Below are 23,697 nucleotides of genomic sequence, written 5' to 3'. Positions count from 1 at the left end.
TTTATGAAAATAACTAATCATTACTTTATATATGACAAATGAGCCTTTTATACATAGGTAACAAAAAAAAGTGATACAAAAATTTGCAATATTCGTAAAAAAACGTACCTTTGCACCGCAATTAAGGCTGGTTCCGTAGCTCAGCTGGATAGAGCAACGCCCTTCTAAGGCGTGGGTCTTGCGTTCGAATCGCAACGGAATCACAAAGAAAAATGCTAATAAGTTCATAAATAACTTGTTAGCATTTTCTTTTTATGATAGTTGCACAACATTTGCACAACTCGCGAATAGGGAAAAGAAAAAGCCGGGAAATAATTCCGGCTATGTTGTTGTTTTAACCCCACCGCTGATTTTGGGAGTTGGGTCGTATTCTGCTTTTTGTCTTCGTTTCTCGTCCTCGTCTTTGAGGTACTTGTTCCTTATCTCTTTGATGTCATTCGTCATTTCCCATACCTTGAAGAAGAGGATGATTTGCAGTACTCCGAATATTAGGAGTATGATGGTTAGAAAGTCAATCATAATCTTATGTGTCTAATTTGTTATTTTAGCCATTTTGCAACTCCACCATGATGTGAACATGTTCCTCTACGGCTTTTGCTAAAACTATATGTTCCATCTCTACATAAAGCTGTTGCTCCAGGAGGCGCGGAATTATAATAAGTTGGAGATTGTACTCTTTCTCCCTTTGAATTTGTATAATATTTAATAGACGTACTGTTATTGTATGTAGTAGTACATTCTATTTTTTCTTTTGAAAGGTATTTAGTCGAAACATATCCTATGTATCCATTATAGTTTATCGGAATCCATTTACATTCACAGTCTTCATCTATGGTAACTTGAGTGCCTTTAGGTATTTGAGTAATAATAGCAGAGGTCGTATTAGGAGCCTCTCTCAAATTTAGATTTGCCATAACATATCTTATGGTATCTTGCTGAGTGGAAAGTTGGGCATTTAACAAGCAAGGAAATAAGAAAGAAAAAAATAGTATTATTCCTCTTTTCATAATCTTAGATATTTAGTTTGTTATTTTCTCCTAGAAGGAGCTCTTCTTGTATGTGGCTTAACATAAGTTCCATCCTTTCGATAGTATCCTTTAACTTGGACAGTACCACCAGTTGATGTTGGCTTATACTTATATTTTGTTGAATTACTAAGTGCATGATTAGAATGCGAATATTTATAAGTAGATGTTTCAGAATCAAAATTCCAATCAGATAAAGAACGAATTTTCTTTTCTGATAGGAATCTTGTTTTATATACATAACCTCTTTTATTACCGTATTTAGCTCTTCTGTATTTCTTGTATTTTCCTGTTGAAATTAAGTTTTTGCCAACAGGTACTTCTATATATGTCGAGTTAGTATTTGGCGATGCGTATAACTTTACAGGACCTGCGGTTTCACATAAAAAATAATTGGTTGTACAACTACCGAATATTAGTATGAAAAATAGTAGTATTAATAATTTTTTCATGACTTTTATAATTTAGATTGTTCTTGAGATTTCTTATACAGTTTTTGGGCTTTTTCAAGTCTTGTAATATACTCCATTACGTCATATTGAACGAAAGCCCATTTCCCGTCTTCGTATCTAATACTTTCATTGGTTTCAAGTGCTTGCATCACTTGATTGTATAATGATGAATCTTCTTCAATTATTCTTCCGGCTCTACGTTCATTTTCTTTCATAAATACGCTTATGGCTATCTTGATGATTCTGACTTCATTATCATAATCTTTCTTTTTCCGATAGAGAATCATTAGTCTATCATAGGGATGTGTTGCTGGAAGTTGTGGTATGATAGCTTTTTCATATACAGCTATAGCTTCATTTATCATACCTTCCTTTTCTAAATCTATGCCCAATTTAATTAATCTTGAACTTTCATTCTGTATTTCTCGTTGAGATGCTTCTTCAAATTCTTCTTCCTGTTTTTGTTGAAGTCTTTCAAAGCGAGATTTTTCCAAATGGTTTAGTTTATATTCGAGTTCATCTTCATCTTTACATAAAACTTCTCTCGCTTTAATCCCACTTGTTTCTCCTACAATACCAGCACATTCCAGTTGGTCCATAATACGCCCTGCTCTATTATAGCCTATAGCGAATTTACGTTGAATTAATGAAGTGGAACCTTGTTGGTGGATAACAACTAATCGAGCTGCATCTTCAAATAGTGGGTCAAGCCTTGTCATGTCAACCTTTTCTACAGAGGGGTACTCTATTTTTTCTTCATCTTCCTCCGTTATGAATTCCTCTTCTTTTTCTTCTGTGTCTATAATTGCCCTGTTTATAGGCGTTTCTACAACTTTGGCATTATTACCGTTGTCAACCTCATTATTGCTTTGAACTGTTTCCTTCTTTTCAACCGACGATAGATGCAATGCAAATCCTATTATAATAAGAAATATAGATACAGAGAAGTGCACACCGCAAATCGGCAATATGATTGCAAGCGCATAGCATATCGCCGAGAAAAGACATCCTGTGTAATTTTTAATCTCATATCCAGAATCAATATTGCTTGATTGTATTCTACGATTAGATATACCATTACTACTGACTTTTGTTCTTGAGTAAATTCCGGTTCCCGGTATTCCGGTTGTTACATAAGTGCCACGCTTCCCAAAGTTAACTTTTGCTCCACGTGGACCAACTGACCAGCTTGTACCGGATTTGCTAATATTCATGTGCACTCCGGGAAGTATCTTAATTCTTTTTCTGAAATATAGTCCCATAGTATTTAGATTTCATCTACAATAATATATCACTTACAATATGTTGTTTAACTATCCATAAGCTCCTAACCTGAGCAATTTCTATATCGAAGTCATCAAACTCTTTTTCATTTATTGAATGAGCTATCCAGTATTTTCGAGATACTTCTTGGTCTTTATATCTGCGAATAACTTTAATGTGACCGTGATAATCTCCGGTAATTTCATCTTCAACAACTACTCCGAAAATATTCCCAAATGGAATTGCATTTGGATTATTACGAGGAAGAGTGTATTTTTTGAGTGCAACCCAGCATCCGGCAGGAAGCGCAGGCGTCATTGAATTTCCTACAATTTGGGCAACTCCTTCGCAATCTTTACAATCGGGAAGATACCAATAACGGGTAATATCTTCTGTTTTGCTTATCAATTCTGCCTGACCGGCGGCAAACTTGAAAGTTACTTCTGGAAGAAGATGAAATCCTTTCTCCATAGCTTCTTTATACTCCTTTTCGGAAGTTACAGCTATCCCGTTTGAAGCAGGAATATTGATTGTTTCGCTCAAGGCGTTTTCTTCCTTTAGTGGTGTTCCTCTTCCGGTGAGAATGTATTCTGGATTCGCATTCTCATAATACGAACAAAATGGAGCTATTATTTTAGTAGAAACTTCTCCTGTTTCCCCAGTTCTAAGTTTTGACATCATATTTTTTGTGATGCTTGGAATGGTAGTATACACTTTATAGTCATTTAAGCCAAGCTTTTCCATTACCGCATAAAATCTATCTTTAATAGTTTCCATAGTTCTTGATGGTATCATAAAAGATACTTATATTTGTGCTGGAATCAAGTTGCGGATGATACCAACTAAATTGTTTAACTGTTCCCGCAAGGGATTATATAGGCGACTTCACTTCAAACCGCAACTTTGGAGTTGGTCGCTTTACTTATTATTATGGAAAAGAATATTCCCGAAGGTTTTTCTACAGAATTCTTAGACAGCGATGAAGGTAAGGAGTTGTATTCTCAAATACAATCATCAATGACGGATTACCACTTCGTTACTTCACGTTCACTAAAGCGATCCTATTTAATAATTCAAGGAATCCTTCTATTTTGTCGGTGTGTTTCACGCCAGATAAAAGCTTGAGAATGTCATTCTTTCCATTTTTTGTTATAGTTATAGATTTAGGATTTGCTATACATTCAAGTAATCCTTTTACTACCACATTGCAAGTCGTTATATCAGAGAATTGTGATGTATGGAATAAGCATGCAACTCCATGATATAAAAATCTGTATTCTAATCCCAATGGGTCTTTTCCTAATAATAAATAATGATATATCATCCAGTTGGTGTTTTCAGAAACAGCCATGTTTTTTTGTACCATGAATGATGCTCCAGTTGATATTTCATCAATCTTATCTCTTGTGTTTTTATGTCAATTATCGTATATATATTCCATCCTATCAAAATTGTAACAAGTAATGATAGAACACCAACCAATACGCCTTGATAGTCAAATCCTAACTCTGCCTTGTGAGGGCAAGAAATACATAATGCAATAATGCTTATCGCTATCGCAATTCCACTCAATACTAAAGCCCAATTTTCTTTCTTCATATTATAATAAGGTATAAACCGCTCTAATAGTTAAATAATGTTTGTTGCTATCTAAAAAGATACTATTTGTTTTGATGGTATCTTTTTAGATAGTATATTTGCATCATCAATCAATCACGTAGCAAAGATAAACTAAATGATTGACGATACAAATAGTATAAACATATTAAATCACACGATTATGAGCACGAAGAGTTTTTTACATGAAGTTATGAGCCTTGCATGGCAGTTCGTTCGCAAGAACGGTTTCACGATGTCAGAAGCATTAAAATGCGCTTGGGCTAACATGAAATTGAAATTGCAGATGAAAAGCAAGATTGTGAAATTCTATTTTCAAAAGGTGGATGGTTCTGTGAGAGAAGCCTACGGTACACTAAATGAAAAGCTGATGCCTGCCATTGCTGGTACTGACAACAGAAAGAAGAACGACACCGTTCAAACTTACTATGATACTGAACGCCAAGAGTTCAGATGCTATAAAAAGGCTAACCTTTTAAAAATCGCCTGATATGAGACAGTTTAGAGTATGTGACAGTGTAGAAGCCTACGGGCTTGAAAAGGCTTTGGATAAGGCTTGTATAGACCTTGATAGAGTTGATAAGATGTCTGACACAGAGGCTTGTGCTTTCTGTAATACCGATACCAAAGAAGAGGCCTTAGAGATTATTCAAGAAGAGATTGATTACATAGAGTTTCAACTTGATAGAATAGCAGTATGATAGAGGCATTGATAGTATTAGGCTGCTTGTATGCAAGTTATAGGCTTTTCAGAAAGCCGGGCGAGAAGTTCTTTTACGATGATTAATCACACGATTATATCACGCACGACAGTCCTATTGACAGCTAAAGACTGGCATCCGATAGCGAGAATCGGGTAGGGTACTATTGATTGGTTCTTTGATAAGTCTGTGAAAGCAATTACGGTGTAATTCATAAGCCGTTTTTGCCAACCAAAGATAACGAACGCACATAAGCAAGTTGGGGCTTGCGAGCTGTGCAATGTTTAACAATTAATAGATGTGTAACCATAGTCTTTGAGGTGTAAGTAATGACGGATTAGGCGACCGACACGCACATCGACAATATAGCCCTATTGACAGCTAAAGACTGACATCCGATAGCGAGAATCGGGTAGGGTACACAACCGCAGCAAAGGTTAGTGCTACTATCGTACTAAAAGCCACGGGCAAAGCGAAGTGCGCACCGCTTTACCTCATCCTTGTACGGGCGGTAAAATTTAAAATCACACGATTATGGGAAAAAGTATGTATAAATCACGTATGCCATATATAGGTATGCCGGTTAAGTGTAAACATCCCGGATGGGAAAGCAAGATTGGGGCGATTTGCGCCATCAATGGGGATAAAGTAATGGTAGAGTTCGGAAAGCACGATTTTGTAGAATTCTATAGTGATGAACTGGTTGCAATGACGATGTTATGAAGATAATTATGTTCTCTTTTTCGTTGCTTGTACTGCTTTGTATGACAATGATATTATGTAATTCCATAATAAAGGATGGCCCTTTGTACATGACGGGAATCGTGTTGACATCTGCAATGTTTATTTTGTCTGTTATACTTGCAGTGATAACCGGCATGGAGTTACATGAAAAGTGTTAGTATAAACTGTTTTGTCGTGTTTTATTTTGTGTTTGTACTGGGTGTGCCGTCTGTGAAGATAGCGCACCTTTCTTATTGGGGCGTTCGGTGTAATGGTTAACACACCTCATTGGAGGAGACTGGCGGTTCGAGTCCGTCAACGCCCACCAATCATTCTAATATAACATTTATGGAAAAGGTAGAAAGTAAAGAGAAAATGAGAAACATGAAGAGAGGAGCCACGATAGAGCTGCCTATATCTTCACTTGAGACAATCCGCAACAACGTATCACTTCTAAATGCCAAGCATCTTCTTGAGGGTAAAAAATGGGCTTCAAAGTCTTATCCGAAAAAAGGTATTGTCGTTGTAAAAAGGGAGTCATAGTCATCTAACTCACACGATTATGGAACGGGTATTCACAGAACTCACCCCTGAATGCGAAATTACAGCACGAATGTATGCACAGGGGTATGAGAAAAAGGAAATTGCCAATTTCAAATGCCGGGCGGTTAGCACGATTAATAACCAGTTACAAAAGGCTTTTGAAATATTGCATGTACGGAATGGGAGAGAACTTGCAACAATGCTTTATGAACGGATAGCCGGTGTGAGGCTCACGATGGATTTTTCGCCTATAGTCCGTGTGTCCGTCGCATGTTGCTTACTGTGCATATTTTCTTTGTCACTTTACCACGAACAAGGTGATATGAGGAGGTTACGAAGATTTAGAATTGAACATATGGAAAGGGTAAGAGAATGAACATGGAGGATATTTTAAATAGTGGTGCCAATGTTACTTTGACAATAAAGTCCACTGATTTGAAAGAGTTCGCAGAACATCTTGTAAAAAAGACTGTGAGAAGTATTAGAGACTCTTTCATCAGACCGGAAGAGGATTACTTGACCATTAAAGAGGCAAGTCAGATTCTACATACCGATAAGTCAACCTTATGGAGATGGCATAAAATTGGATATTTGTGCAGGTTGGAAATAGGAGGTAAGAGATTGTACCGAAAAAGTGATGTAGATGCTATTCTACAGAAAGAGAATAATTAACCCTTTAAATTTTACGATTATGAGTCTTATCAAAAAATCAAATGAATTAGTAATCCCTACCACAGTGAAAATGATGATTTACGGCCAGGCTGGTATGGGAAAATCAACAGTGGCATTGAGCGCACCGAAACCGTTATTATTGGATTTCGATAATGGCGTTAAGCGTATGAATATGGCACATTTGGAAAACATAGACACAGTACAGGTCACTTCTTGGAGTGATGTTCAACAGGTCTTGCAGGAAGATTTGTCAGCTTATCAGACAATCGTAGTTGATACCATTGGCAAGATGATGGATTTCATCATTGCTTATAAATGTGGTAACCGCCAACCGTCTATCCGGGATTGGAGTGGTATCAATGCTGAATTTTCTTGGATGACAAGAACACTCTCAAGTCTGAACAAGCACATCATTTTCGTTGCCCATCGTGACACAAGAAAAGAAGGTGATGATACGGTGTTCATTCCTGCCTTACGTGAAAAATCCTACAACTCCATCGTTACCGAACTGGATTTGCTCGGTTATCTTGAAATGAAAAGCGAAAGAGGCGTTCAAAGACGTACTATCACTTTCGATCCGACATCAAGGAATGACGGAAAGAATACCTGCAATCTTCCTTCAGTGATGGAAGTGCCGACTATCCTTGATAGGAACGGTAATCCAACTGCCAAGAACGACTTTATCGCCTCGAAGATTATTAACTCTTACCTTGGGATGCTCGCCGCCAAGAAAGAAGCACAGGAGAAATACGATAAGGTGATGGAGGAAATCAAAGAGCAGGTTGAGCTGGTGACAGACGCAGAATCCATCAATGACTTGTTATCAAGGCTTGGTGAATTTCAACATATAGGTAGTTCGATGGTTGCGGCAAAAGTGCTTATTAATAATAAAGCAAAAGCATTAGGGCTTGTTCCCAATAAAGAGACAAAGACTTATGAAAAACCAGCAGCTTAATTACTGTATATATGCAACATTATTGGATGCCTATTGGGGATATCTGAATAGTGATGTAATTTGGGAAAAGTATTGGGGATGGAGCGAAAATCCTCCCCATACTCCCGAAGAATTTCACGAATTGCAGTTTCAAGAACTGATAGACCGTATCAATCGTAAACCTTTCGACAGTGAAGCGGCCGACAAGGGCACAGCCTTTAATGAGTTAGTGGACGCTCTTATAGAAAATCGCAAGCCGAACGGTATGGATGTAGAGCGAAACGAAGATAATACTTGCTATACGGTTGTTTACAATGACCGCACATTTGTTTTTCCCATTTCTCTTTGCCGAGAGTTCGCCGGTTACTTCAAAGGAGCATTAACCCAACAAAGAGTAGAAGCGATTCTTCCAACCGCATACAGCAATGTTTTGGTTTATGGGGTAATTGACGAACTGATGTCAGCCAGCGTCCACGACATCAAAACAACCGGAAGCTATACCGTAGGGAAGTTCAAAGACCACCATCAACATTTGGTTTATCCTTACGCTTTGATGAAGAACGGTTCGGATGTACGGACATTTGAGTACAACATTGTAGAGTTCAATAAAGGTGGTTTTGTGGTAGATACCTATACAGAAACATACGTTTTCAATCCAGAACGTGATATTCCTATTCTCACTAATCATTGTGAGGAATTTATCCGGTTTTTGGAAGAAAACAGAGAACTTATAACCGATAAAAAGATTTTTGGAGGAGAAAATTAATGGCAAACCAAATAACCGGACGGATAATCGAAATCGGACAAACCGTTCAAATACCATCCAAAAACGGTGGTTCCTCATTTACAAAACGGGAGTTTATCTTGGATGCTACCACTTACGACCCTTATACGGGAGAGCGTAGCGAGTATGAGAATGTTATTCCCTTAGAGTTTTCAGGCGATAAGTGTGCAGAACTCGACCGCTTTAATCAGGGTGATGTTGTTACTGTATCATTTGTCTTACAAGGGCGTTCTTGGACGAATCAGGACGGAGAATTCAAACGTATGGCGTCTATTCGGTGTTACAAAATAGATGCGCGTGGCGGTGTATCTCAATCCCAACAGACAACATCGATACAACAGCCAGCGCCACAACCGACTTATCAGCAACAGCCGCAGAATTTCCCGCCTCCGGTTGATGCTAATGGCAATGTAAAGGATGATTTGCCTTTTTAGCGTATGCTGTTCGACTTGAAGAATGAATATCAAATACCCAAGTTCAAGGAGTATGTAAACAAGCTGTTTAGTGAACGTGCGGTGGTGGAAGTGAAAAAGAAACTGCCCAACCGCACGCTTGCCCAAAACAGCTATTTGCATCTTCTTTTAGGGTATTTCGGTAGTGAGTACGGTTGCAGCCTTGACGAAGCCAAAATTGACTTCTATAAGAGGACTTGCAACCGTGATTTGTTTGAACGAAAGACGGTCAACAAGAAAGGCAATGAAGTAACCTATTTGCGTAGTTCTGCCGAACTGACAACAGGTGAAATGACCCTTTCGATTGACCGCTTTCGTAATTGGAGCGCATCAGTGGCAGGTATCTACTTACCTGCCGCCAATGAACATCAAATGCTGATATACGCCCAGCAGGAAATACAAAGAAATCAAGAATTTATTTAGTTATGATAGAAACAAGAAAAACAGAAATCCGGTATGTGACATCTGACCCGAAGAAGATGCTCAACATGTACCTTGCAAAACGTGTCCTCAAAACATGGGAGGAATCTTTTATTGATGAAGATACCGGTGAAACAGTAACCATTGAACGAAATGAAATTCTTTTCGACCGTGGTACGCTAATAGACCAAGACACTTTGGCGAAAATTCGTTTCAGTATGGAGGCCGACGGTATCAAGGAAGTGGAAGTCAGTAACCAGAACCGCTTGGCGTTCGAGAATGAAAACAAGTTCTTATATCCCTATCTTGCACAAGCACAAATAAGTGACAAGAAGTATAAGTTCTTGCTGTATGCCACTGGGCTAGAGAATGCTTGCCTTATCTTGAAAGACTACATCGAACTCAATTATCAGTTCGGATTCACCCTGACAATGATAAAGGAGTTCGATTCTTGCGTGATTCTTACTGACAACTTAAAAGAACGCAAGGTTGATGATGCTTCGCTTGCCTATCTCAAAAATGAAATCACTATGGCAGAATACGTTGATAAGATGGACGATGAGACGGAAGATAGCGACGAAGAATCTAAACCGAATGAAAAGAAATTCTACCAGATTGAGACGAAAATCACATTCACGGATGGGGAAAATGAAGACGAAAGGGTTCAGACTTTTGTCGTGAACACCTTCAACGTTGACAGAGCGATGATGCTTATTACCCACTATCTCAAAAACAAAGAGGAAGAATGTGAGAAACAAGCCAAAGAAAAGGGACATGAGTTCAAAAAGAGAGAAATTCACACGGCTATTGAATCAGCCAAACCTATTCCGGTCGGGCGGTTTATTCCGAAAGAGTTTTCAATGGCTTATATGGAATAACTTTGTTAACCAGCCTGCTCCGTCTGTGAAGATATGGCAGGCAAACACGGTGGTATGGCGGAATAGGTAGACGCTGACAACTCTTAGTAGACTTGGTTACGATGTTATGAAAACGGGGCATCAAAGTAAAACGAAACCTAATCCCGTTCTACGCAAAGACGTAAAGATTGCCAAGCATTGCAGGTTCGAATCCTGCTACCACCACAATGGGGAACGTTGTTTTCCGCTCTATTTTCGGATTCCTTCAATAAAAACATTGAAATGAGCGTGGTTATTTTTTGCTGTTTTTTATCCCATAAATAAAACAGCACACGGGCGGTTATGTTTTCGTGGGCTGAAACTACGGTGAGGTGCACCAATAATCCGTGAGGTTGGTTCGACTCCGACACCGTCCACAAGCTTGTGTTGGAAAGGGGATATGAAAGTATTCAGTTGCAAATGGATATTTCTGTAATGCGCATACAGATAGTGTTCCCGATGGAATAATGTGAGCCACACATCAATGGCACTGGTTTTAAATAATGTTTGTGCCCCGGAGAATACGCTTCGGGGCTTTTAATTTGGTAAGATTATGGATAGAGGAAAGGAAATAGATTTAGTAGCCAATGCCGAGATAGATAACTTGAATGGCTTAGAGGGATTCGATAGAACTGATATGATAAATATGTTTGGGTCTGGTGTTACTTGGGCAGAAGAACATCCAAAAGATATTGAAGGATGTGATTTCTATAAGCAGCTTGCTGGTATTAATCATAAATCAGATGAGTGCTATCTTAGCTATAACGATGACATACTAACTATTGACGTTGATATACCATTAAGTTGGGGGAGTGCAACTAATTCATATATTTTTAATATAAACTATTGCCCTTTTTGTGGCAGAAAACTGAAATAATATAATGCCATACTACATAAAACGAACAAAGGCCAAGAAGAAAGACAAGCCTTTACCTCTGTTTGATAAAACAGGGATAACAGTAAAGAAGAAGCCGGATTTGAAAGCTAAGCTCGATAAAGAGTTTTCCCTTTTCATCCGGCTTCGTGATTGTATGCCAAACGGTTTCTTCCGATGTATATCATGTGGACAGATAAAACCGTTCGGGCAAGCCGACTGTGGTCACTATTTCAGCCGCACGCATCTGGCTACCCGATTTGATGAGAACAATTGCCATGCCGAATGCCGTGCGTGCAACCGTTTCCGTGCCGACCACCTTGAAGGCTACCGTGAGAATTTGATAGCCAAAATCGGACAACAGTATTTTGACTTGCTAAAAGTGAAAGCTGCATCAAATACTAAGATGTCAGATTTTGAATATGAGCAGCTAATCAAGTATTACAAAGCACTCAATAAGAAGTTACGAAAGGAGAAAGGTATATGAAATCCACTATCATTGAAGGAGTTGAATATAAACTCACAGCGATAGAAAAAGAAAATAAGACAGTAGCTTTATTTATCCTCACTATGCCCAAAAACAATTCATGGAATGGTAAATGGACTGGAGAAGGGAATTTATATGCCTATTCACAGGTTGCATTTAGACGTGGAAAGCCAATCTATTCAAATCTAAAAGAAGGAAACTTCTATTATGATTTTGGCGATGGATGGGTAGCAAATGTGGAAGTCAGATATGTTACACCAAGCGAATCTAAAAAAATAATGCGGAAATCTAAAGGTTTCTGTGGATATACTTGGATGTGCGATGAGATAATGAAACTCGGAAGAATCAGAACCGTTACAGAAAGAAGAGCAGACAATGTACAAACTTCGTGATTACCAACAGAAAGCCTCTGATGCTGCCGTTTCTTTCTTCAATAACAGGGCGAAGAAGACGAATGTTGTCATGGTTCTGCCTACGGGGAGTGGAAAAAGTCTTATCATAGCGGATATAGCCGCAAGGCTTGACGGTCATACATTGGTTTTTCAGCCCTCAAAAGAAATTTTAGAACAAAACTTCAAGAAACTCTGCTCATACGGCATTCTTGATTGCAGCATCTATTCTGCATCCTTTAACTCAAAAGAAATAAGCCGGATAACATTTGCCACCATCGGCAGTGTGAAGAATCATCCTGAGCTGTTTACCCACTTCAAGAACATCATTGTTGATGAATGCCACCTTGTAAACCCTAAAGAGGGAATGTACAAGGATTTCTTTGATGCGGTAAAGTGCAAGGTTCTTGGCTTGACTGCAACACCATACCGTTTAAGCTCTAGCCGTGATTTCGGCTCTATGCTGAAATTCATCACCCGGACAAAGCCTCATGTCTTTTCAGAGGTCATTTACCATGTACAGGTATCAACCCTATTAGATTTGGGATATTTAGCAAAACTAAATTATTATCCAATGAATCCTTCGGGATGGAACGAACTCAATTTGAAAGTAAATACCACTGGTGCCGACTACACGGATAGGTCAGTTCAGAGAGAATATGAACGGATAGACTTTTACGGCTATCTCGTTCATATTGTCCAAAGGCTGATGAATCCCAAAGCCGGAGGAAAACGGAAAGGTATTTTGGTATTTACCCGTTTTCTGAAAGAAGCGGAGCGGCTTACCTGGTCTATACCCGGAGCCGCAATCGTTTCGGGTGACACCCCAAAAGGTGAGCGCGAAAGGATACTTGAAGCGTTCAAGGCTGGTGAAATTTCGGTAGTGGCGAATGTCGGGGTATTAACCACCGGCTTTGACTATCCGGAACTTGATACGGTAGTTATGGCACGTCCTACAATGTCACTTGCCATGTGGTATCAGATAGTCGGTCGTGCCATCCGCCCGCATCCTTCTAAAGAATGTGGATGGATTGTGGATTTATGCGGTAATATCAAACGTTTCGGAGAGGTATCGGACTTACGGTTGTTTGATAGCGGAAATGGGAAATGGGCTGTATTCTCTAACGGAAGGCAATTAACTAACGTGAGATTCTAAGACTATGGACGAAGGATTTTTGAGGCTAAGCCGCAAGTTTTTCTCGAATGAAATGTGGAAAGTAGCCCGTAAGTTTTCGGAATGCGAAGCGTGGCTCGACTTGATTCAGAGCGCACGATTTGAGGCAACCGACAAGGCGTACAGCGAACTTATCGGAGGTCGGGAAATCTCTTATACAAGAGGTCAATATCCAGCATCCGTATCGTTTTTGATGAAGCGTTGGCAATGGTCTGAAAAGAAAGTGCGCTATTTCCTTGCCAAACTTAAAAAAAGAGGTATGATAACGACTTGTAATAAACAAGGTATGACCGTAATTACTTTATGTAACTATGATGAATATAATCCGGTCAAGGGCAGGCAAAGAGACGTAGATAAGGGCATAGACAACAACAAAGAAATCAGCGGATTAAATCATGCTTTGGGCGAACTAAGGGCGGAGTTAAGGGCAACCACAGAAAAAATGGCTCAAAAAATAGAAGAATTGGGGCAAGCTAAGGGCAATAATAAAAAGAAAGATGAAGAAGATAATAATATTCCCCCCACACCCCCCAAGGGGGGAGGCAAGAAAAATAAGCCTAAAGAGATTAATTCAAAAGCCCGTTTGCTATTTGAACAGCATTTTAGGGAAACCTTCGGGGCTGACTACTACTGGACAGCCAAGGATGCCGGGGCTATGTCCCAGCTCTTGAATAAGCTCAAATTCCAAAGAGAACAAAAGAAAATGGACGTTTCCGATGATTCTCTGTTGTATGCCCTTCAATACCTTCTTTCCTCGGTCAAAGAGGGGTGGATATTTGATAATTTCAGCGTAACTAATATCAATTCTAAATTTAATGAAATCGTAGCACAAGCTAAAAATGGAAACAATCGGAAACCTGATACAAAACCAGACGAAAGTTCTGCCGGTATCAAATCAATTGTCTTCGGCAAACAGAGCTAACCATAAGCAATGGAGCAGGGAGCAGGCTGACATGTATTGGCGCAACCAACTCGTAGTTTCCATGAAATCCGTTTCCCCGGCCTTTACAGTTGATGACAGCAACCGCCAACTGCTGAAAGCCCTTTATCAATGGATATGGGGAATGCCGGGAATGCTTGATTTGGATAAGGGCTTGTTATTACATGGCCCTATCGGAGTTGGCAAGTCCACTTTGTTGAAAGGATTACAGAACTATGCAGCAAAAATTGCCCGTTATTGTATTGGCGGTGCGGATGCCGGATTGACCTTTCAGTTCACCAGTGCTGCCGAGATTGCCTTGCTGTTTGCCGAGAAAGGAATTGTCGGGTTAAACCAATACACAGACAGGTCATGTATGCACAATCTTGCCATTGACGAGGTGGGTCGGGAACCTATGGATGCCAAACACTTTGGTACGGGCATCAATGCCATTCAGACCGTCTTGCAACTGCGCTATGAGCAGAGATATTGTTTCTACACCCACATGACTACCAATCTGGACCCGGACAAGGAGTTTTCTCAACGGTATGGGGATTATATTGCCGACCGGGTGAAAGAGATGTTCAATGTAATTAAAATTGAAGGTGAAAGCCGAAGATAATAGCAAAGAAAAAAGATATACCACCTGCACCCGTCCGCTGCCGCCAATGCTCATACTCCAGAGATTTTGTAGGGAACTCTTGTCTATGCAAGGCCAAGGCCCATAGGGTGTGCGCATGTGACCGCTACGGCAGGATATGTGACAAATTTAAGAAGAAATAATTTTATGGACATAGAACTTGAAAAGAAAATAGAATTATTAGAGTGGCAGCGTGATAACGCACTGCGCCTGCGCTGCCCGTTGGTGGCAAAGAAGTACCAGCGAATGATTGATGAACTTGCAAGAAAAAGCAGAAACTATGAAACCAAAGAAAGATTTGATTAAAGCTGCCGAGGCTGATGGCAGCATAGACAGATTGAACAGCCTCCTTTCAGCCGCACACATACTGAACTGTGAAGCCAACATGCTGGTGGAGGAAGCAGCAGACCTGATGAGCGCCAAAGGGTTACTACTCGGAAACGTGAAAAGGCTTCATAACAATTTTGTCAAAAGCGCAGATTTGTACTTTCTGGAATTCTCCTCACTCGTAGAGACAGAGAAATCGAAGATGGATATGTTCAGGGACATGGACGACTTCGACGCCAAGTTCCGCGAGTGGGCAAAATTACCGTCTGATTGGAAACCTAAAGAAGTGAAACAATGAAATTATTGAAAGAAATAGCATAATGAAAGAATATATAGAATTTCTGAAAGACAAGATGGCCATCAGTCATCAGACAGGGTTCGAGGTCAATCAGGATGATTTAACCCCATCGTTATATCCTCATGTGAAAGATACCGTTCGTTGGGCGGTGTCCGGCGGTTGCCGTGCGATATTCTCCAGTTTCGGTATGCAGAAAACCGTAACTCAGTTGGAGATACTTCGGGTAGTCCTGAAACACAAAGGCGGCAAAGGGCTGATAGTTTGTCCTAAACGTGTAGTGGTTGAGTTCCTTACACAAGCGGAACAACATCTGCACATGAAAGTGACCTATGTACGAACTATGGCTGATGTGATGATATGCCCGACTGACATCATGGTTACGAACTACGAGCGTGTGCGCGACGGTGAAGATGGTGTAAGAATAGAACCTTCCTCCTTCACCGCAACATCATTGGATGAAGCGAGCGTATTACGTGGTTTCGGTACCAAGACCTACCAGGAGTTCCTTCCCTTGTTTGCGGATGTTCCCTACCGCTTTGTCGCCACCGCCACGCCATCGCCCAACAGATACAAGGAGCTGATACATTATGCCGGTTATCTCGGTGTGATGGATACCGGGCAGGCGCTTACCCGTTTCTTTCAGCGTGACAGCACGAAGGCGAACAACCTTACCCTTTATCCGCACAAGGAGAAGGAGTTCTGGTTGTGGGTAAGTACATGGGCGTTGTTCCTCACTAAACCGTCCGACCTCGGTTATCCCGATATCGGATATGAATTGCCGGAACTGCGTGTACATGAAGAAGTGGTTAGTGTTGATAACTCCACAGCCGGAACTGACCGTGACGGACAAGTGAAGATGTTCCGTGAGGCTGCTCTCGGACTTGCCGACGCAGCGAAAGAACGTCGGGACAACATGCAGGAAAAGATTGTCCGTGTGGTGGAAATCATTAACCGTCCTGAAAACAAAGACGCCCATTTCCTTTTATGGCATGACCTGGAGAATGAACGGAAGGCTTTGTGTGATGCCATACCCGGATGTAAGGCTGTGTACGGCTCGCAGGATGATGATGAAGCGGACAAGGTGATAGCGGATTTCAAAGACGGCCGTCTGAAATATTTGGCCGCCAAACCGGAGATGCTTGGTGAAGGTTTGAACTTCCAGTACCACTGCCATAAGGCAATCATGTTCATTGACTACCGTTTTAACGACAAGTTCCAGGCGATAGCCCGTATCTACCGTTTCATGCAGCAGCATCCGGTTGACCTTTATCTGGTCTATGCGGAAAGTGGGGGAGAGATATACAAGAGCTTCATGCAGAAGTGGGCGCAACACCGCGAGATGGTAGCCAAGATGACCGATATAGTCCGCGAGAACGGTTTGTTCGGCTTGCAGGCAGAGGAGAAGATGATGCGGTGGATGTTTGCCAGCAGGGAAGAAAAGTCCGGTAAACTGTGGAGGGCAATCAATAATGACAATGTTCTTGAATGCCAGACTATGGAAAGTAATTCGGTGGACCTAATTGTAACAAGCATCCCGTTCTCCAACCACTATGAGTACACTCCGACCTATAACGACTTCGGGCATAATGAGGACAACGGCAAGTTCTTCGAGCAGATGGATTATCTTACACCGGAGCTTATGCGTATTCTTAAACCCGGTAGGTTAGCTTGCATCCATGTGAAAGACCGTGTTTTGTTCGGCAACGCCACTGGTGACGGTATGCCCACCATCGACCCGTTCAGTGAAATGACTGTATTCCACTACATGAAACACGGTTTCCGCTACATGGGGCGCATCACGGTGGATACGGATGTGGTAAGGGAGAACAACCAGACTTATCGGCTTGGATATACGGAGATGTGCAAGGACGGTTCAAAGATGGGTATCGGTTGTCCTGAGTATGTCCTTCTTTTCCGCAAGCTTCCTTCCGACACCTCACGGGCCTATGCTGATTTGCCGGTGACAAAAAACAAAAGCGAATATTCGTTGGCCCGTTGGCAGATAGACGCTCATGCAAGTTGGAAATCATCGGGTAACTCCCTGTTGAGTTACGAGGACATGAAAGGGGCCGGCATTGACAAGATACGCCACCTATTCAGGAACTACGAGCGTGGGCACGTCTATGATTATGAGGAACACGTGTCATTTGCCGAAGAACTGGAGGCATATGGAAAACTGCCAAAGACATTCATGGCTGTTGACCCGGTAAGCAAGAAGCCCTGGATATGGGATGATGTCACCCGGATGCGCACGCTCAATACTAGGCAGTCGCAGAAGAAACGGCAGAACCACATCTGTCCCCTTCAGTTGGATATTGTCGAAAGGTTGATTGAACGATACTCAAACAAAGGTGAACTGGTGTTTGACCCGTTCGGAGGTATCGGCACCGTTCCCTATTGCGCAATCAATTTGGGGAGGAAAGGTCTATCTACTGAACTCAATTACGACTACTGGAAAGACAGTCTTTCATATCTGTATGAGGCGGAGATGGAGGTCAGCGCACCCACATTGTTCGACTTAATGAGCGATGCCGTATGAACGTTCACCAGACTGTTCCCCGTTCGGATTGTACATCCTTCTCCAAGTGCGGCAAGCATTCCCTTGCATATTGCAGGAGGTACGGTGCGTCCGAATGCGGACCATGTGAAATCGTGAGGAGGAAACCCCGTAACCGGGTGGTCGTTGACGGAGTGGAGCGTAAACTGTGCACCCGCTGTGGTAGAGCGCTTCCGTTATCCCGTTTTTTCGATAGAATAGCCCGTCGTAACGGTAAGGAATACCATCTGAAAGCGTCATGGTGCAAGATGTGTATGGCAGAGGTACAGAGCGAGCGGAATAGAAAAAATAATAAAAAATATTGAATTATGAGACCAATAAGGAATATAGAAGACATTGGAAATCTAAAGACAGATGAAAAACTGATTGAATGCCTAAATGGTGAAGTGAATTATTATCGTTTTTTGTGCTTGCATCCGAGAAACGATGAATACGTGATTCTTCTGAACCATTGTGAGGAACCTAAAAGGTTTTATGTTAAAAGCATTATAGACCGATTTTATACGGACTATACAACACGCGATATAATCACTTATAAGAGGGATTATGCTTTGGAGCAGGTCAAGTTCTGCGAGCAGGCATTATCCGAATTTGATAAGGAGGGTAAAATATGATACTTACTACTGATAAGATGGTATTTGTTACCAATCAAGATAATTCAGACGAATACATTGAGAATCTTATAACTGAGTATGGGACTAATCAATATCGCATAAAGATTGACCGTACACTTAGTCCACCATATTATCAATTATTCCACGAATGGAAAGAGGGCAAGCGACAACTTAATAATTGCTTGTTTGCTTCAAGCAAGTTGGAAAAGATTGTGAATTACATAAATCAGAACATTCAATAAGGATAAATTATGAAACAGACAGTAGAAGAAGCAGCAAAACAAGAACTTACGTCAAGTTATGCAATAATAGTTGAAGGTGAATTAGCCTATCAGAGACAAGCAATGTTGAATATGTTCAGAAAAGGTGCCGAATGGCAGGCAAAGCAATCCCCGTGGATAAGCGTAGAAATGGCTATTCCGAAAGATGATTCTCCCGGAGTAGTGCAAGTCATAACAGTAGACGGAAAAGAAGGTGAAATGGCGGCTCGTAGAGTGATGTATAATATTTATCCATACATCAAAACTGGATATGTCACACATTGGAGGCCGATACCAGCACTACCGAAAGGAGGCGAAGGATGAAAGCAATAGCCATCAAACAGCCATGGGCCAGTCTGATAGTCCACGGCATCAAAGACATCGAGAATCGCACTTGGCCGTGTCCTAAGAAATACTTAGGGCAGAGGGTGCTGATTCATTCAAGCGCCGTCCCCATGGAAATGATTAATCCTAATAGTGTATTTACGAAAAGGCAATGGGATAGCTTTTCACTTGGATTCCAGAGTGAGATTATTTGCGGCAATGGATATGTAAATTCTGCTATCATTGGAAGTGTCGAAATTGTGGATTGTGTTGTGAATCACTCTTCCATCTGGGCAGAGAAAGGAGTTTATAACTGGGTACTGGCTAATCCTATCCTTTACTCCAAACCTATCGAGAACGTGAAAGGGAAACCGTCTTTCTGGGACTATTCCGGTATTAAAGAGGTAAAAATTGAGTGTCCGGAATGTGGCAGTATAGAAATTGCTGTCGAAGATTATACGACAGCTCCGTTTCCGACTTACCTGCATAGGTGTAATAAGTGTGAACATGTGATTATGGAAAGTGAGTGGAATGTAATAAAGTAGGATATGGAATTTGATTGGGGAGGGTTTGTTGTAACAGTTTTGATAATTTGCGTTACTGTATATAATTGTTTAAATAGCTATTGGAAGCATAAGTATAGGGACGAGAACAAAGGTGACTGATAGATACAAAAAAAGGCTATCTATCCCAGACAGCCAATCTTTTTTATTAACCTTAAATCTAATACTATGAAAAACACATTGCAAAGGTACGGATTTGTGGGAGTTATGCAAATTATGAGCCTTTGTTCAGCCATCTTATAACATGGTTTAGCAAGTGGATATATGTGTTAACCATTAACGTAATAGATTTAAAAATTAACAAATAGCCAATGAATAGAAATGAAAATGTCTGGACTGATGCGAAATGTGCAGCCCTTCGAGTTGAGTTCCTTACCAGTTGTGAGGAACTCTTTTTGTATGCAAAAGCCATCTATTCTGCTATGATGTGGGGTAGGGAGGTGAACGAGAAAAATCGGGTTATTCAAGAAAAGAATAACTCTGTAAAATAAAAAAAGGAGAACCAAGCGCACGACCACTCGATCCTCCCTCACACGATTATGATGCAAATATACTATTTACTTTTAAAATAATCGTGTTATGGAGCTGGATTTTAATAAAATCATTCGTCTTAAAAAGATTCGTATCGAGAAATCAGAACTTTCAGAGGAAGAAAACGCCTTGACTGCCCCGGTTCTGAAAGACAAGAGCCTTATCCATGAAATCTACAAAATATTCATTGAGTTACTGAATGAGAGAGGATGTCCACCGAATATTGACAGTGTTACCCAGCGGAAGAAGTTCATTTTCATTATCTTGTACCTGTTTTCTCCAAGTTCACTTGCAGGTGGGAAGATGACTGCCGGATTACGACCGGAGATAGCGAAGGTTCTTGGCATCCAGTCTGAATGTACAATTTCCGACAACTGTACGGATGTCGTGTTTCTCTATCAGAACTATGGGGATTTCAGTGGAGATATAGAGTATCTTTACACCGAAATTCTAAATCGTTTGAAATTCAAAGGGCTAATCAATTAGCAAAGCGGTAAGTAATTCTTATCGCTTTGTTTTTTTAACTCAATTTTGAGCCATCGAATTATAATTATTCCTATATTTACAATGCTTTTCTGCACAAAATTCTTTGTGTTATGTGTATAACACCGTTTTTAAGCATACATAAAGGTTGATATATTAGTATTAACTTTAAAAAAGGAGGTTTTATGTCTGATAATAAAGACTATTATGAAAAAGAAGAACGAAGAATAGTGAAAAATGCCACAGAAAAAGGAGTACCTTTTGAAACAGCTGCAATCATTAGCAGAAATATAAGGCAGGAAGGATTAAGAGATTATGAATATCTTCAAATGCTCAAAGGCAAATTGAGTGATGAAATTAATCGTAAAAAGTAAATCAACAGGCCGGAGTTTAGTGCTCCGGCTTTAATTTAAATAACTTAAATATCTGCTCTAATGTTATTTTTGATATTCGATATGTAGGATATTGTAATGAAAACAGTTTGTTAATATCGTCAGTTTCTTCTATTTTACACCCTTGAAAAACTCCATCTATGCTAAACAATTCTTTATGTGTTTGGTCTTTAAAATCATTATAGGAAATCATAATGTATTTAAGCAACCTTATGTGTAAATATCCTTTTTCAACTTCTATGGTTTTTTGGTATAAATCATGAAAATACTTCATTGTAGAAATAGTGTAATAATATTTAATTGGTCCTATATAATTGTTAGTCTGACTGCTTGTATCTAATATATCATCTATCGGTAAGTATATTTGTTTTGTAGCTTCACCATTTAAGGGATTGTATTCGCAAGAAAGAAATACTTTCTTTTGAATCTTATAGTTATAGGCATATCCACCTACATTTTCGATGGTTATTTTTTCGCTATCATTTGTTTCTTTATTAGAAAATTGTTCAGATGAAACTTTAATAAGAGGTATATTAAGGCGTTCTTCATTTATTGATTGTTGCTTACTTATTTGGCATGAATTTATGGAAACTATCAATGCCATGGAACTTAATAATATAGAACTGAAAATATCAAATAAGATTTTATTTCTTTGTAAGAATGCCTTTACCTTTGTAAAATATGTGGATTTCATATACGTTACTGTAATTCGTTCAATGTTTTATCATTAATCTTCACGTGATTTACGTGAGACATTCTTTTCTCCATCAAAATGGATTTTACCTCCACAGTGAGGGCAGGTGATGGTGTTGGCATCATCTTTTATATCCATATCATCAACAAAAAAGTCACCAACCTTGCATCCGATAACATCTGCTATTTTTTGTAATGTTCCTACTGTTGGATTTCTACTAAGGTTTTGGGCAAGTGTAACTCTTGTTATACCCATTTTTTTTGCAACAGCCTCTATTGTGAAGCCTTTCTGCTTGATTATTGTCTTTACTTCCATACATGTATGATTTTAATCAGTTGCAAATATAGTGGTAAAATCTGAATATACAAATGAATTGTTATTTTTTTTGATTGAATATAGTCATTTATTATAAAATATATTTAGACTATAGTCATACTTGTGTTGCTTTTGTTAATATATGATAATAATCATACAAACAATGCGCTTATTTATTGTGTGTATGATTTTAATCATTATATTTGCATCGTCAGAAACGAAGTAATAACAATTAAAAGATATACGATTATGGCAGCATCAGTAATTAAACAAAGAACAATAGAGAAGTTCATCATGTCAGAGTTTGTACAAGGCAATTTGAACACAAAAGAACAAGTAAGCTGTATGCTCATTTTGATTCAAAAGAAGCTGGGTATGTCAGTAGAGCAAGCAAGTGACTTTATGAGAAACGCAATTGGTATTAACACTTAAATATATGATCATGGCAACAAAGAAGATTGATGAAAAGAAAACATTGAAGTATGCAGTAGCATTCTACTTCTGTACATCAGGCAAAATAAATTTCATGTTAGGCAATAAAATGTATCAGCATATAGATACTGTTTATGACCAAAGAGAAGACGGTAGAGGCTTCAATACTTGTGAGGTTGTTTACAACTACAAGGCTCAAAAGTATGAGGTGCTGAACGTTGATGCAGAAGTAGGTAACAAAGAGATTACGATATTAAATAATTAACCAGCAGGGCGAAAGCCCTGCGCAATATATAAGATTATGAACGTAAATGAAGTTACAGTAGGTTTGAGATATAGAGTATCAGGTGATTTGTCTAATGGTCGTCATGCAGACGGTACGCCACGCATATCGCACGATGATGTAGTAAGAGTAATCAAGCGAATTACAGATGCTCACGTGATTTTAGAGTGTGGACGTATGTTCGTCATTAACGACAATCTTAAAATAGAGAAATTCTAACTTTAATCCGGTAGCCTTCGGGCTACCACAATACACACGATTATGAAAACAATGGCTTTTTATGTAAATGGTGACGAAATGGTACAAGTTAATTTTGAATCATCTAAAACAGAATGCTTGTTACTTATTATCAATAGACTGTGTAGATATGCTGCACGTTTTGGATATAATGTTCAAATAGAAATTAGAGATTGATTATGAAAGCGGATTTAGTTTTAGTTATCACCCCCGAAGCTCCACTGATGAAGCAGCTGGGTAAAGTGTTGGGTAAGCTATGTACGCCGTACGACTTCTCTACTATAGAGAGGGGTGAAAAGTACATCACCATACAGCATGACGAGACTGGGCTTGTAGTGGCTTATACGAGTGAAAAAAGATTGAATGCCACTACTGTCCCATTAAAATCTGAAAAAGTTCTTTGAAATTATTGAAATATAGTT

38 protein-coding genes, 2 tRNA genes and 3 pseudogenes are annotated in these 23,697 nt (G+C 39.7%); 34 read left to right on the top strand and 9 right to left on the bottom strand.

Going from position 1 to position 23,697, the window contains the following annotated elements:
* Nucleotides 1-129: 129 nt before the first annotated feature.
* Nucleotides 130-203: transfer RNA gene (locus E5355_RS08225), tRNA-Arg, on the top strand.
* A gap of 118 nt (nucleotides 204-321) precedes the next feature.
* On the opposite strand, the gene E5355_RS08220 is transcribed toward E5355_RS08225, so the two are convergent.
* The 6 genes and pseudogenes from E5355_RS08220 to E5355_RS08200 form a co-directional block, all read right to left on the bottom strand.
* Nucleotides 322-519: a hypothetical protein gene (locus E5355_RS08220; protein ID WP_136009952.1), complete on the bottom strand. Its 198-nt coding sequence runs from the start codon at nucleotides 517-519 to the stop codon at nucleotides 322-324.
* A gap of 20 nt (nucleotides 520-539) precedes the next feature.
* Nucleotides 540-1,007 carry a DUF3761 domain-containing protein gene (locus E5355_RS08215; RefSeq protein ID WP_117880755.1) on the bottom strand — a complete coding sequence of 156 codons (468 nt, stop codon included), beginning with the start codon at nucleotides 1,005-1,007 and terminating at the stop codon, nucleotides 540-542.
* A 20-nt stretch (nucleotides 1,008-1,027) separates the two neighbouring features.
* Nucleotides 1,028-1,477 carry a hypothetical protein gene (locus E5355_RS08210; RefSeq protein WP_133303599.1) on the bottom strand — a complete coding sequence of 150 codons (450 nt, stop codon included), beginning with the start codon at nucleotides 1,475-1,477 and terminating at the stop codon, nucleotides 1,028-1,030.
* 488 nt (nucleotides 1,478-1,965) lie between these two features.
* Nucleotides 1,966-2,205, bottom strand: a pseudogene (locus E5355_RS19405) (DNA translocase FtsK); the annotation flags it as partial.
* Between the two features lie 378 nt (nucleotides 2,206-2,583).
* Nucleotides 2,584-2,739, bottom strand: a pseudogene (locus E5355_RS20130) (DUF4236 domain-containing protein); the annotation flags it as partial.
* 16 nt (nucleotides 2,740-2,755) lie between these two features.
* Nucleotides 2,756-3,535, bottom strand: coding sequence for a hypothetical protein (locus tag E5355_RS08200; protein WP_133303598.1), 780 nt, complete (start codon nucleotides 3,533-3,535; stop codon nucleotides 2,756-2,758).
* A gap of 438 nt (nucleotides 3,536-3,973) precedes the next feature.
* Here E5355_RS08200 and E5355_RS20335 point away from each other — a divergent pair, with 438 nt between their 5' ends.
* Nucleotides 3,974-4,108, top strand: coding sequence for an SVM family protein (locus E5355_RS20335; RefSeq protein WP_370867938.1), 135 nt, complete (start codon nucleotides 3,974-3,976; stop codon nucleotides 4,106-4,108).
* Here the strand turns inward: E5355_RS20335 and E5355_RS08190 are convergent.
* On the bottom strand, nucleotides 4,061-4,339 hold the full coding sequence (locus E5355_RS08190) for a hypothetical protein (protein WP_136009949.1): 279 nt from the start codon (nucleotides 4,337-4,339) through the stop codon (nucleotides 4,061-4,063). The genes E5355_RS20335 and E5355_RS08190 overlap by 48 nt on opposite strands.
* Before the next feature lie 181 nt (nucleotides 4,340-4,520).
* Between E5355_RS08190 and E5355_RS08185 the strand changes: the two genes are divergently transcribed.
* The 28 genes and pseudogenes from E5355_RS08185 (at nucleotide 4,521) to E5355_RS08050 (ending at nucleotide 21,296) form a co-directional block, all read left to right on the top strand.
* Nucleotides 4,521-4,847 (top strand): SH3 beta-barrel fold-containing protein, encoded by a 327-nt coding sequence (locus tag E5355_RS08185; protein WP_118940824.1) that lies wholly within the window; start codon nucleotides 4,521-4,523, stop codon nucleotides 4,845-4,847.
* A 1-nt stretch (nucleotide 4,848) separates the two neighbouring features.
* Nucleotides 4,849-5,058, top strand: a complete 210-nt coding sequence (locus tag E5355_RS08180; RefSeq protein WP_136009948.1) for a hypothetical protein — start codon at nucleotides 4,849-4,851, stop codon at nucleotides 5,056-5,058.
* 534 nt (nucleotides 5,059-5,592) lie between these two features.
* On the top strand, nucleotides 5,593-5,781 hold the full coding sequence (locus tag E5355_RS08175) for a hypothetical protein (RefSeq protein ID WP_118273778.1): 189 nt from the start codon (nucleotides 5,593-5,595) through the stop codon (nucleotides 5,779-5,781).
* Between the two features lie 257 nt (nucleotides 5,782-6,038).
* A tRNA-OTHER gene (locus E5355_RS08170) sits at nucleotides 6,039-6,109 on the top strand.
* Between the two features lie 20 nt (nucleotides 6,110-6,129).
* Nucleotides 6,130-6,324, top strand: coding sequence for a hypothetical protein (locus E5355_RS08165; protein ID WP_117880743.1), 195 nt, complete (start codon nucleotides 6,130-6,132; stop codon nucleotides 6,322-6,324).
* A 19-nt stretch (nucleotides 6,325-6,343) separates the two neighbouring features.
* Nucleotides 6,344-6,700 carry a DNA-binding response regulator gene (locus E5355_RS19845; protein ID WP_118358016.1) on the top strand — a complete coding sequence of 119 codons (357 nt, stop codon included), beginning with the start codon at nucleotides 6,344-6,346 and terminating at the stop codon, nucleotides 6,698-6,700.
* Entirely contained in the window at nucleotides 6,697-6,996 is a 300-nt protein-coding gene (locus E5355_RS20330; RefSeq protein WP_118132122.1) for a helix-turn-helix domain-containing protein, read from the top strand. Before E5355_RS19845 ends, E5355_RS20330 begins: the two co-directional genes overlap by 4 nt.
* Nucleotides 6,997-7,015: 19 nt before the next feature.
* Entirely contained in the window at nucleotides 7,016-7,951 is a 936-nt protein-coding gene (locus E5355_RS08150) for an ATP-binding protein (RefSeq protein ID WP_136009947.1), read from the top strand.
* Complete coding sequence (locus E5355_RS08145) at nucleotides 7,932-8,696, top strand: HNH endonuclease (RefSeq protein WP_136009946.1); 765 nt, start codon at nucleotides 7,932-7,934, stop codon at nucleotides 8,694-8,696. Before E5355_RS08150 ends, E5355_RS08145 begins: the two co-directional genes overlap by 20 nt.
* Nucleotides 8,696-9,148, top strand: a complete 453-nt coding sequence (locus tag E5355_RS08140; RefSeq protein ID WP_136009945.1) for a DUF3127 domain-containing protein — start codon at nucleotides 8,696-8,698, stop codon at nucleotides 9,146-9,148. The genes E5355_RS08145 and E5355_RS08140 overlap by 1 nt, the downstream gene beginning before the upstream one ends.
* Nucleotides 9,149-9,151: 3 nt before the next feature.
* Nucleotides 9,152-9,589 (top strand): hypothetical protein, encoded by a 438-nt coding sequence (locus E5355_RS08135; protein WP_007851986.1) that lies wholly within the window; start codon nucleotides 9,152-9,154, stop codon nucleotides 9,587-9,589.
* A 65-nt stretch (nucleotides 9,590-9,654) separates the two neighbouring features.
* A pseudogene (locus tag E5355_RS20325) lies at nucleotides 9,655-9,772 on the top strand (RNA polymerase subunit sigma); the annotation flags it as partial.
* Between the two features lie 1,263 nt (nucleotides 9,773-11,035).
* Nucleotides 11,036-11,359, top strand: coding sequence for a hypothetical protein (locus E5355_RS08125; RefSeq protein ID WP_136009943.1), 324 nt, complete (start codon nucleotides 11,036-11,038; stop codon nucleotides 11,357-11,359).
* Nucleotides 11,360-11,363: 4 nt separating this feature from the next.
* The gene (locus E5355_RS08120) at nucleotides 11,364-11,843 is read left to right on the top strand and encodes a recombination protein NinG (protein WP_136009942.1); all 480 of its coding nucleotides are present in this window, start codon (nucleotides 11,364-11,366) and stop codon (nucleotides 11,841-11,843) included.
* Entirely contained in the window at nucleotides 11,840-12,235 is a 396-nt protein-coding gene (locus E5355_RS08115; protein WP_136009941.1) for a hypothetical protein, read from the top strand. The genes E5355_RS08120 and E5355_RS08115 overlap by 4 nt, the downstream gene beginning before the upstream one ends.
* Nucleotides 12,219-13,388 carry a DEAD/DEAH box helicase gene (locus tag E5355_RS08110; RefSeq protein WP_136009940.1) on the top strand — a complete coding sequence of 390 codons (1,170 nt, stop codon included), beginning with the start codon at nucleotides 12,219-12,221 and terminating at the stop codon, nucleotides 13,386-13,388. Before E5355_RS08115 ends, E5355_RS08110 begins: the two co-directional genes overlap by 17 nt.
* A 4-nt stretch (nucleotides 13,389-13,392) precedes the next feature.
* Nucleotides 13,393-14,328, top strand: a complete 936-nt coding sequence (locus E5355_RS19840; protein WP_229095771.1) for a hypothetical protein — start codon at nucleotides 13,393-13,395, stop codon at nucleotides 14,326-14,328.
* Nucleotides 14,306-14,947 (top strand): ATP-binding protein, encoded by a 642-nt coding sequence (locus E5355_RS08100; protein ID WP_148356365.1) that lies wholly within the window; start codon nucleotides 14,306-14,308, stop codon nucleotides 14,945-14,947. Before E5355_RS19840 ends, E5355_RS08100 begins: the two co-directional genes overlap by 23 nt.
* 165 nt (nucleotides 14,948-15,112) lie before the next feature.
* Nucleotides 15,113-15,271, top strand: a complete 159-nt coding sequence (locus E5355_RS19395) for a hypothetical protein (protein WP_168354300.1) — start codon at nucleotides 15,113-15,115, stop codon at nucleotides 15,269-15,271.
* Nucleotides 15,246-15,590: a hypothetical protein gene (locus tag E5355_RS08095; RefSeq protein ID WP_136009938.1), complete on the top strand. Its 345-nt coding sequence runs from the start codon at nucleotides 15,246-15,248 to the stop codon at nucleotides 15,588-15,590. Before E5355_RS19395 ends, E5355_RS08095 begins: the two co-directional genes overlap by 26 nt.
* A gap of 22 nt (nucleotides 15,591-15,612) precedes the next feature.
* The gene (locus E5355_RS08090; RefSeq protein WP_136009937.1) at nucleotides 15,613-18,129 is read left to right on the top strand and encodes a DNA methyltransferase; all 2,517 of its coding nucleotides are present in this window, start codon (nucleotides 15,613-15,615) and stop codon (nucleotides 18,127-18,129) included.
* Nucleotides 18,126-18,452, top strand: a complete 327-nt coding sequence (locus E5355_RS08085; protein WP_118940805.1) for a hypothetical protein — start codon at nucleotides 18,126-18,128, stop codon at nucleotides 18,450-18,452. Before E5355_RS08090 ends, E5355_RS08085 begins: the two co-directional genes overlap by 4 nt.
* A 3-nt stretch (nucleotides 18,453-18,455) precedes the next feature.
* Nucleotides 18,456-18,761: a hypothetical protein gene (locus E5355_RS08080; protein ID WP_118940806.1), complete on the top strand. Its 306-nt coding sequence runs from the start codon at nucleotides 18,456-18,458 to the stop codon at nucleotides 18,759-18,761.
* 105 nt (nucleotides 18,762-18,866) lie between these two features.
* Nucleotides 18,867-18,977 (top strand): HNH endonuclease, encoded by a 111-nt coding sequence (locus tag E5355_RS20320; protein ID WP_118940807.1) that lies wholly within the window; start codon nucleotides 18,867-18,869, stop codon nucleotides 18,975-18,977.
* 35 nt (nucleotides 18,978-19,012) lie between these two features.
* Nucleotides 19,013-19,345: a hypothetical protein gene (locus E5355_RS08070; RefSeq protein ID WP_118940808.1), complete on the top strand. Its 333-nt coding sequence runs from the start codon at nucleotides 19,013-19,015 to the stop codon at nucleotides 19,343-19,345.
* Entirely contained in the window at nucleotides 19,342-19,890 is a 549-nt protein-coding gene (locus E5355_RS08065; RefSeq protein WP_136009936.1) for an ASCH domain-containing protein, read from the top strand. The genes E5355_RS08070 and E5355_RS08065 overlap by 4 nt, the downstream gene beginning before the upstream one ends.
* A gap of 597 nt (nucleotides 19,891-20,487) precedes the next feature.
* Complete coding sequence (locus E5355_RS08055) at nucleotides 20,488-20,925, top strand: hypothetical protein (protein WP_136009934.1); 438 nt, start codon at nucleotides 20,488-20,490, stop codon at nucleotides 20,923-20,925.
* A gap of 182 nt (nucleotides 20,926-21,107) precedes the next feature.
* Complete coding sequence (locus E5355_RS08050) at nucleotides 21,108-21,296, top strand: hypothetical protein (protein ID WP_117880713.1); 189 nt, start codon at nucleotides 21,108-21,110, stop codon at nucleotides 21,294-21,296.
* 16 nt (nucleotides 21,297-21,312) lie between these two features.
* On the opposite strand, the gene E5355_RS08045 is transcribed toward E5355_RS08050, so the two are convergent.
* Nucleotides 21,313-21,918, bottom strand: coding sequence for a hypothetical protein (locus E5355_RS08045; protein WP_118273781.1), 606 nt, complete (start codon nucleotides 21,916-21,918; stop codon nucleotides 21,313-21,315).
* 123 nt (nucleotides 21,919-22,041) lie between these two features.
* A complete protein-coding gene (locus E5355_RS08040) occupies nucleotides 22,042-22,323 on the bottom strand; it encodes a helix-turn-helix domain-containing protein (RefSeq protein WP_136009933.1) in 282 nt (93 codons plus the stop codon).
* 249 nt (nucleotides 22,324-22,572) lie between these two features.
* Here E5355_RS08040 and E5355_RS08035 point away from each other — a divergent pair, with 249 nt between their 5' ends.
* The 4 genes from E5355_RS08035 (at nucleotide 22,573) to E5355_RS08020 (ending at nucleotide 23,679) form a co-directional block, all read left to right on the top strand.
* On the top strand, nucleotides 22,573-22,755 hold the full coding sequence (locus E5355_RS08035) for a hypothetical protein (RefSeq protein ID WP_136009932.1): 183 nt from the start codon (nucleotides 22,573-22,575) through the stop codon (nucleotides 22,753-22,755).
* 10 nt (nucleotides 22,756-22,765) lie between these two features.
* Entirely contained in the window at nucleotides 22,766-23,020 is a 255-nt protein-coding gene (locus tag E5355_RS08030; RefSeq protein WP_136009931.1) for a hypothetical protein, read from the top strand.
* A 36-nt stretch (nucleotides 23,021-23,056) separates the two neighbouring features.
* Nucleotides 23,057-23,257 (top strand): hypothetical protein, encoded by a 201-nt coding sequence (locus E5355_RS08025; RefSeq protein ID WP_136009930.1) that lies wholly within the window; start codon nucleotides 23,057-23,059, stop codon nucleotides 23,255-23,257.
* A 197-nt stretch (nucleotides 23,258-23,454) separates the two neighbouring features.
* Nucleotides 23,455-23,679, top strand: a complete 225-nt coding sequence (locus E5355_RS08020; RefSeq protein WP_136009929.1) for a hypothetical protein — start codon at nucleotides 23,455-23,457, stop codon at nucleotides 23,677-23,679.
* Nucleotides 23,680-23,697 lie beyond the last annotated feature (18 nt).

Origin of the sequence: Bacteroides muris (ex Afrizal et al. 2022) (assembly GCF_004793475.1) — a bacterium.
Lineage (GTDB): Bacteria > Bacteroidota > Bacteroidia > Bacteroidales > Bacteroidaceae > Bacteroides > Bacteroides muris.
This window is presented reverse-complemented; position numbering and strand designations above follow the sequence as displayed.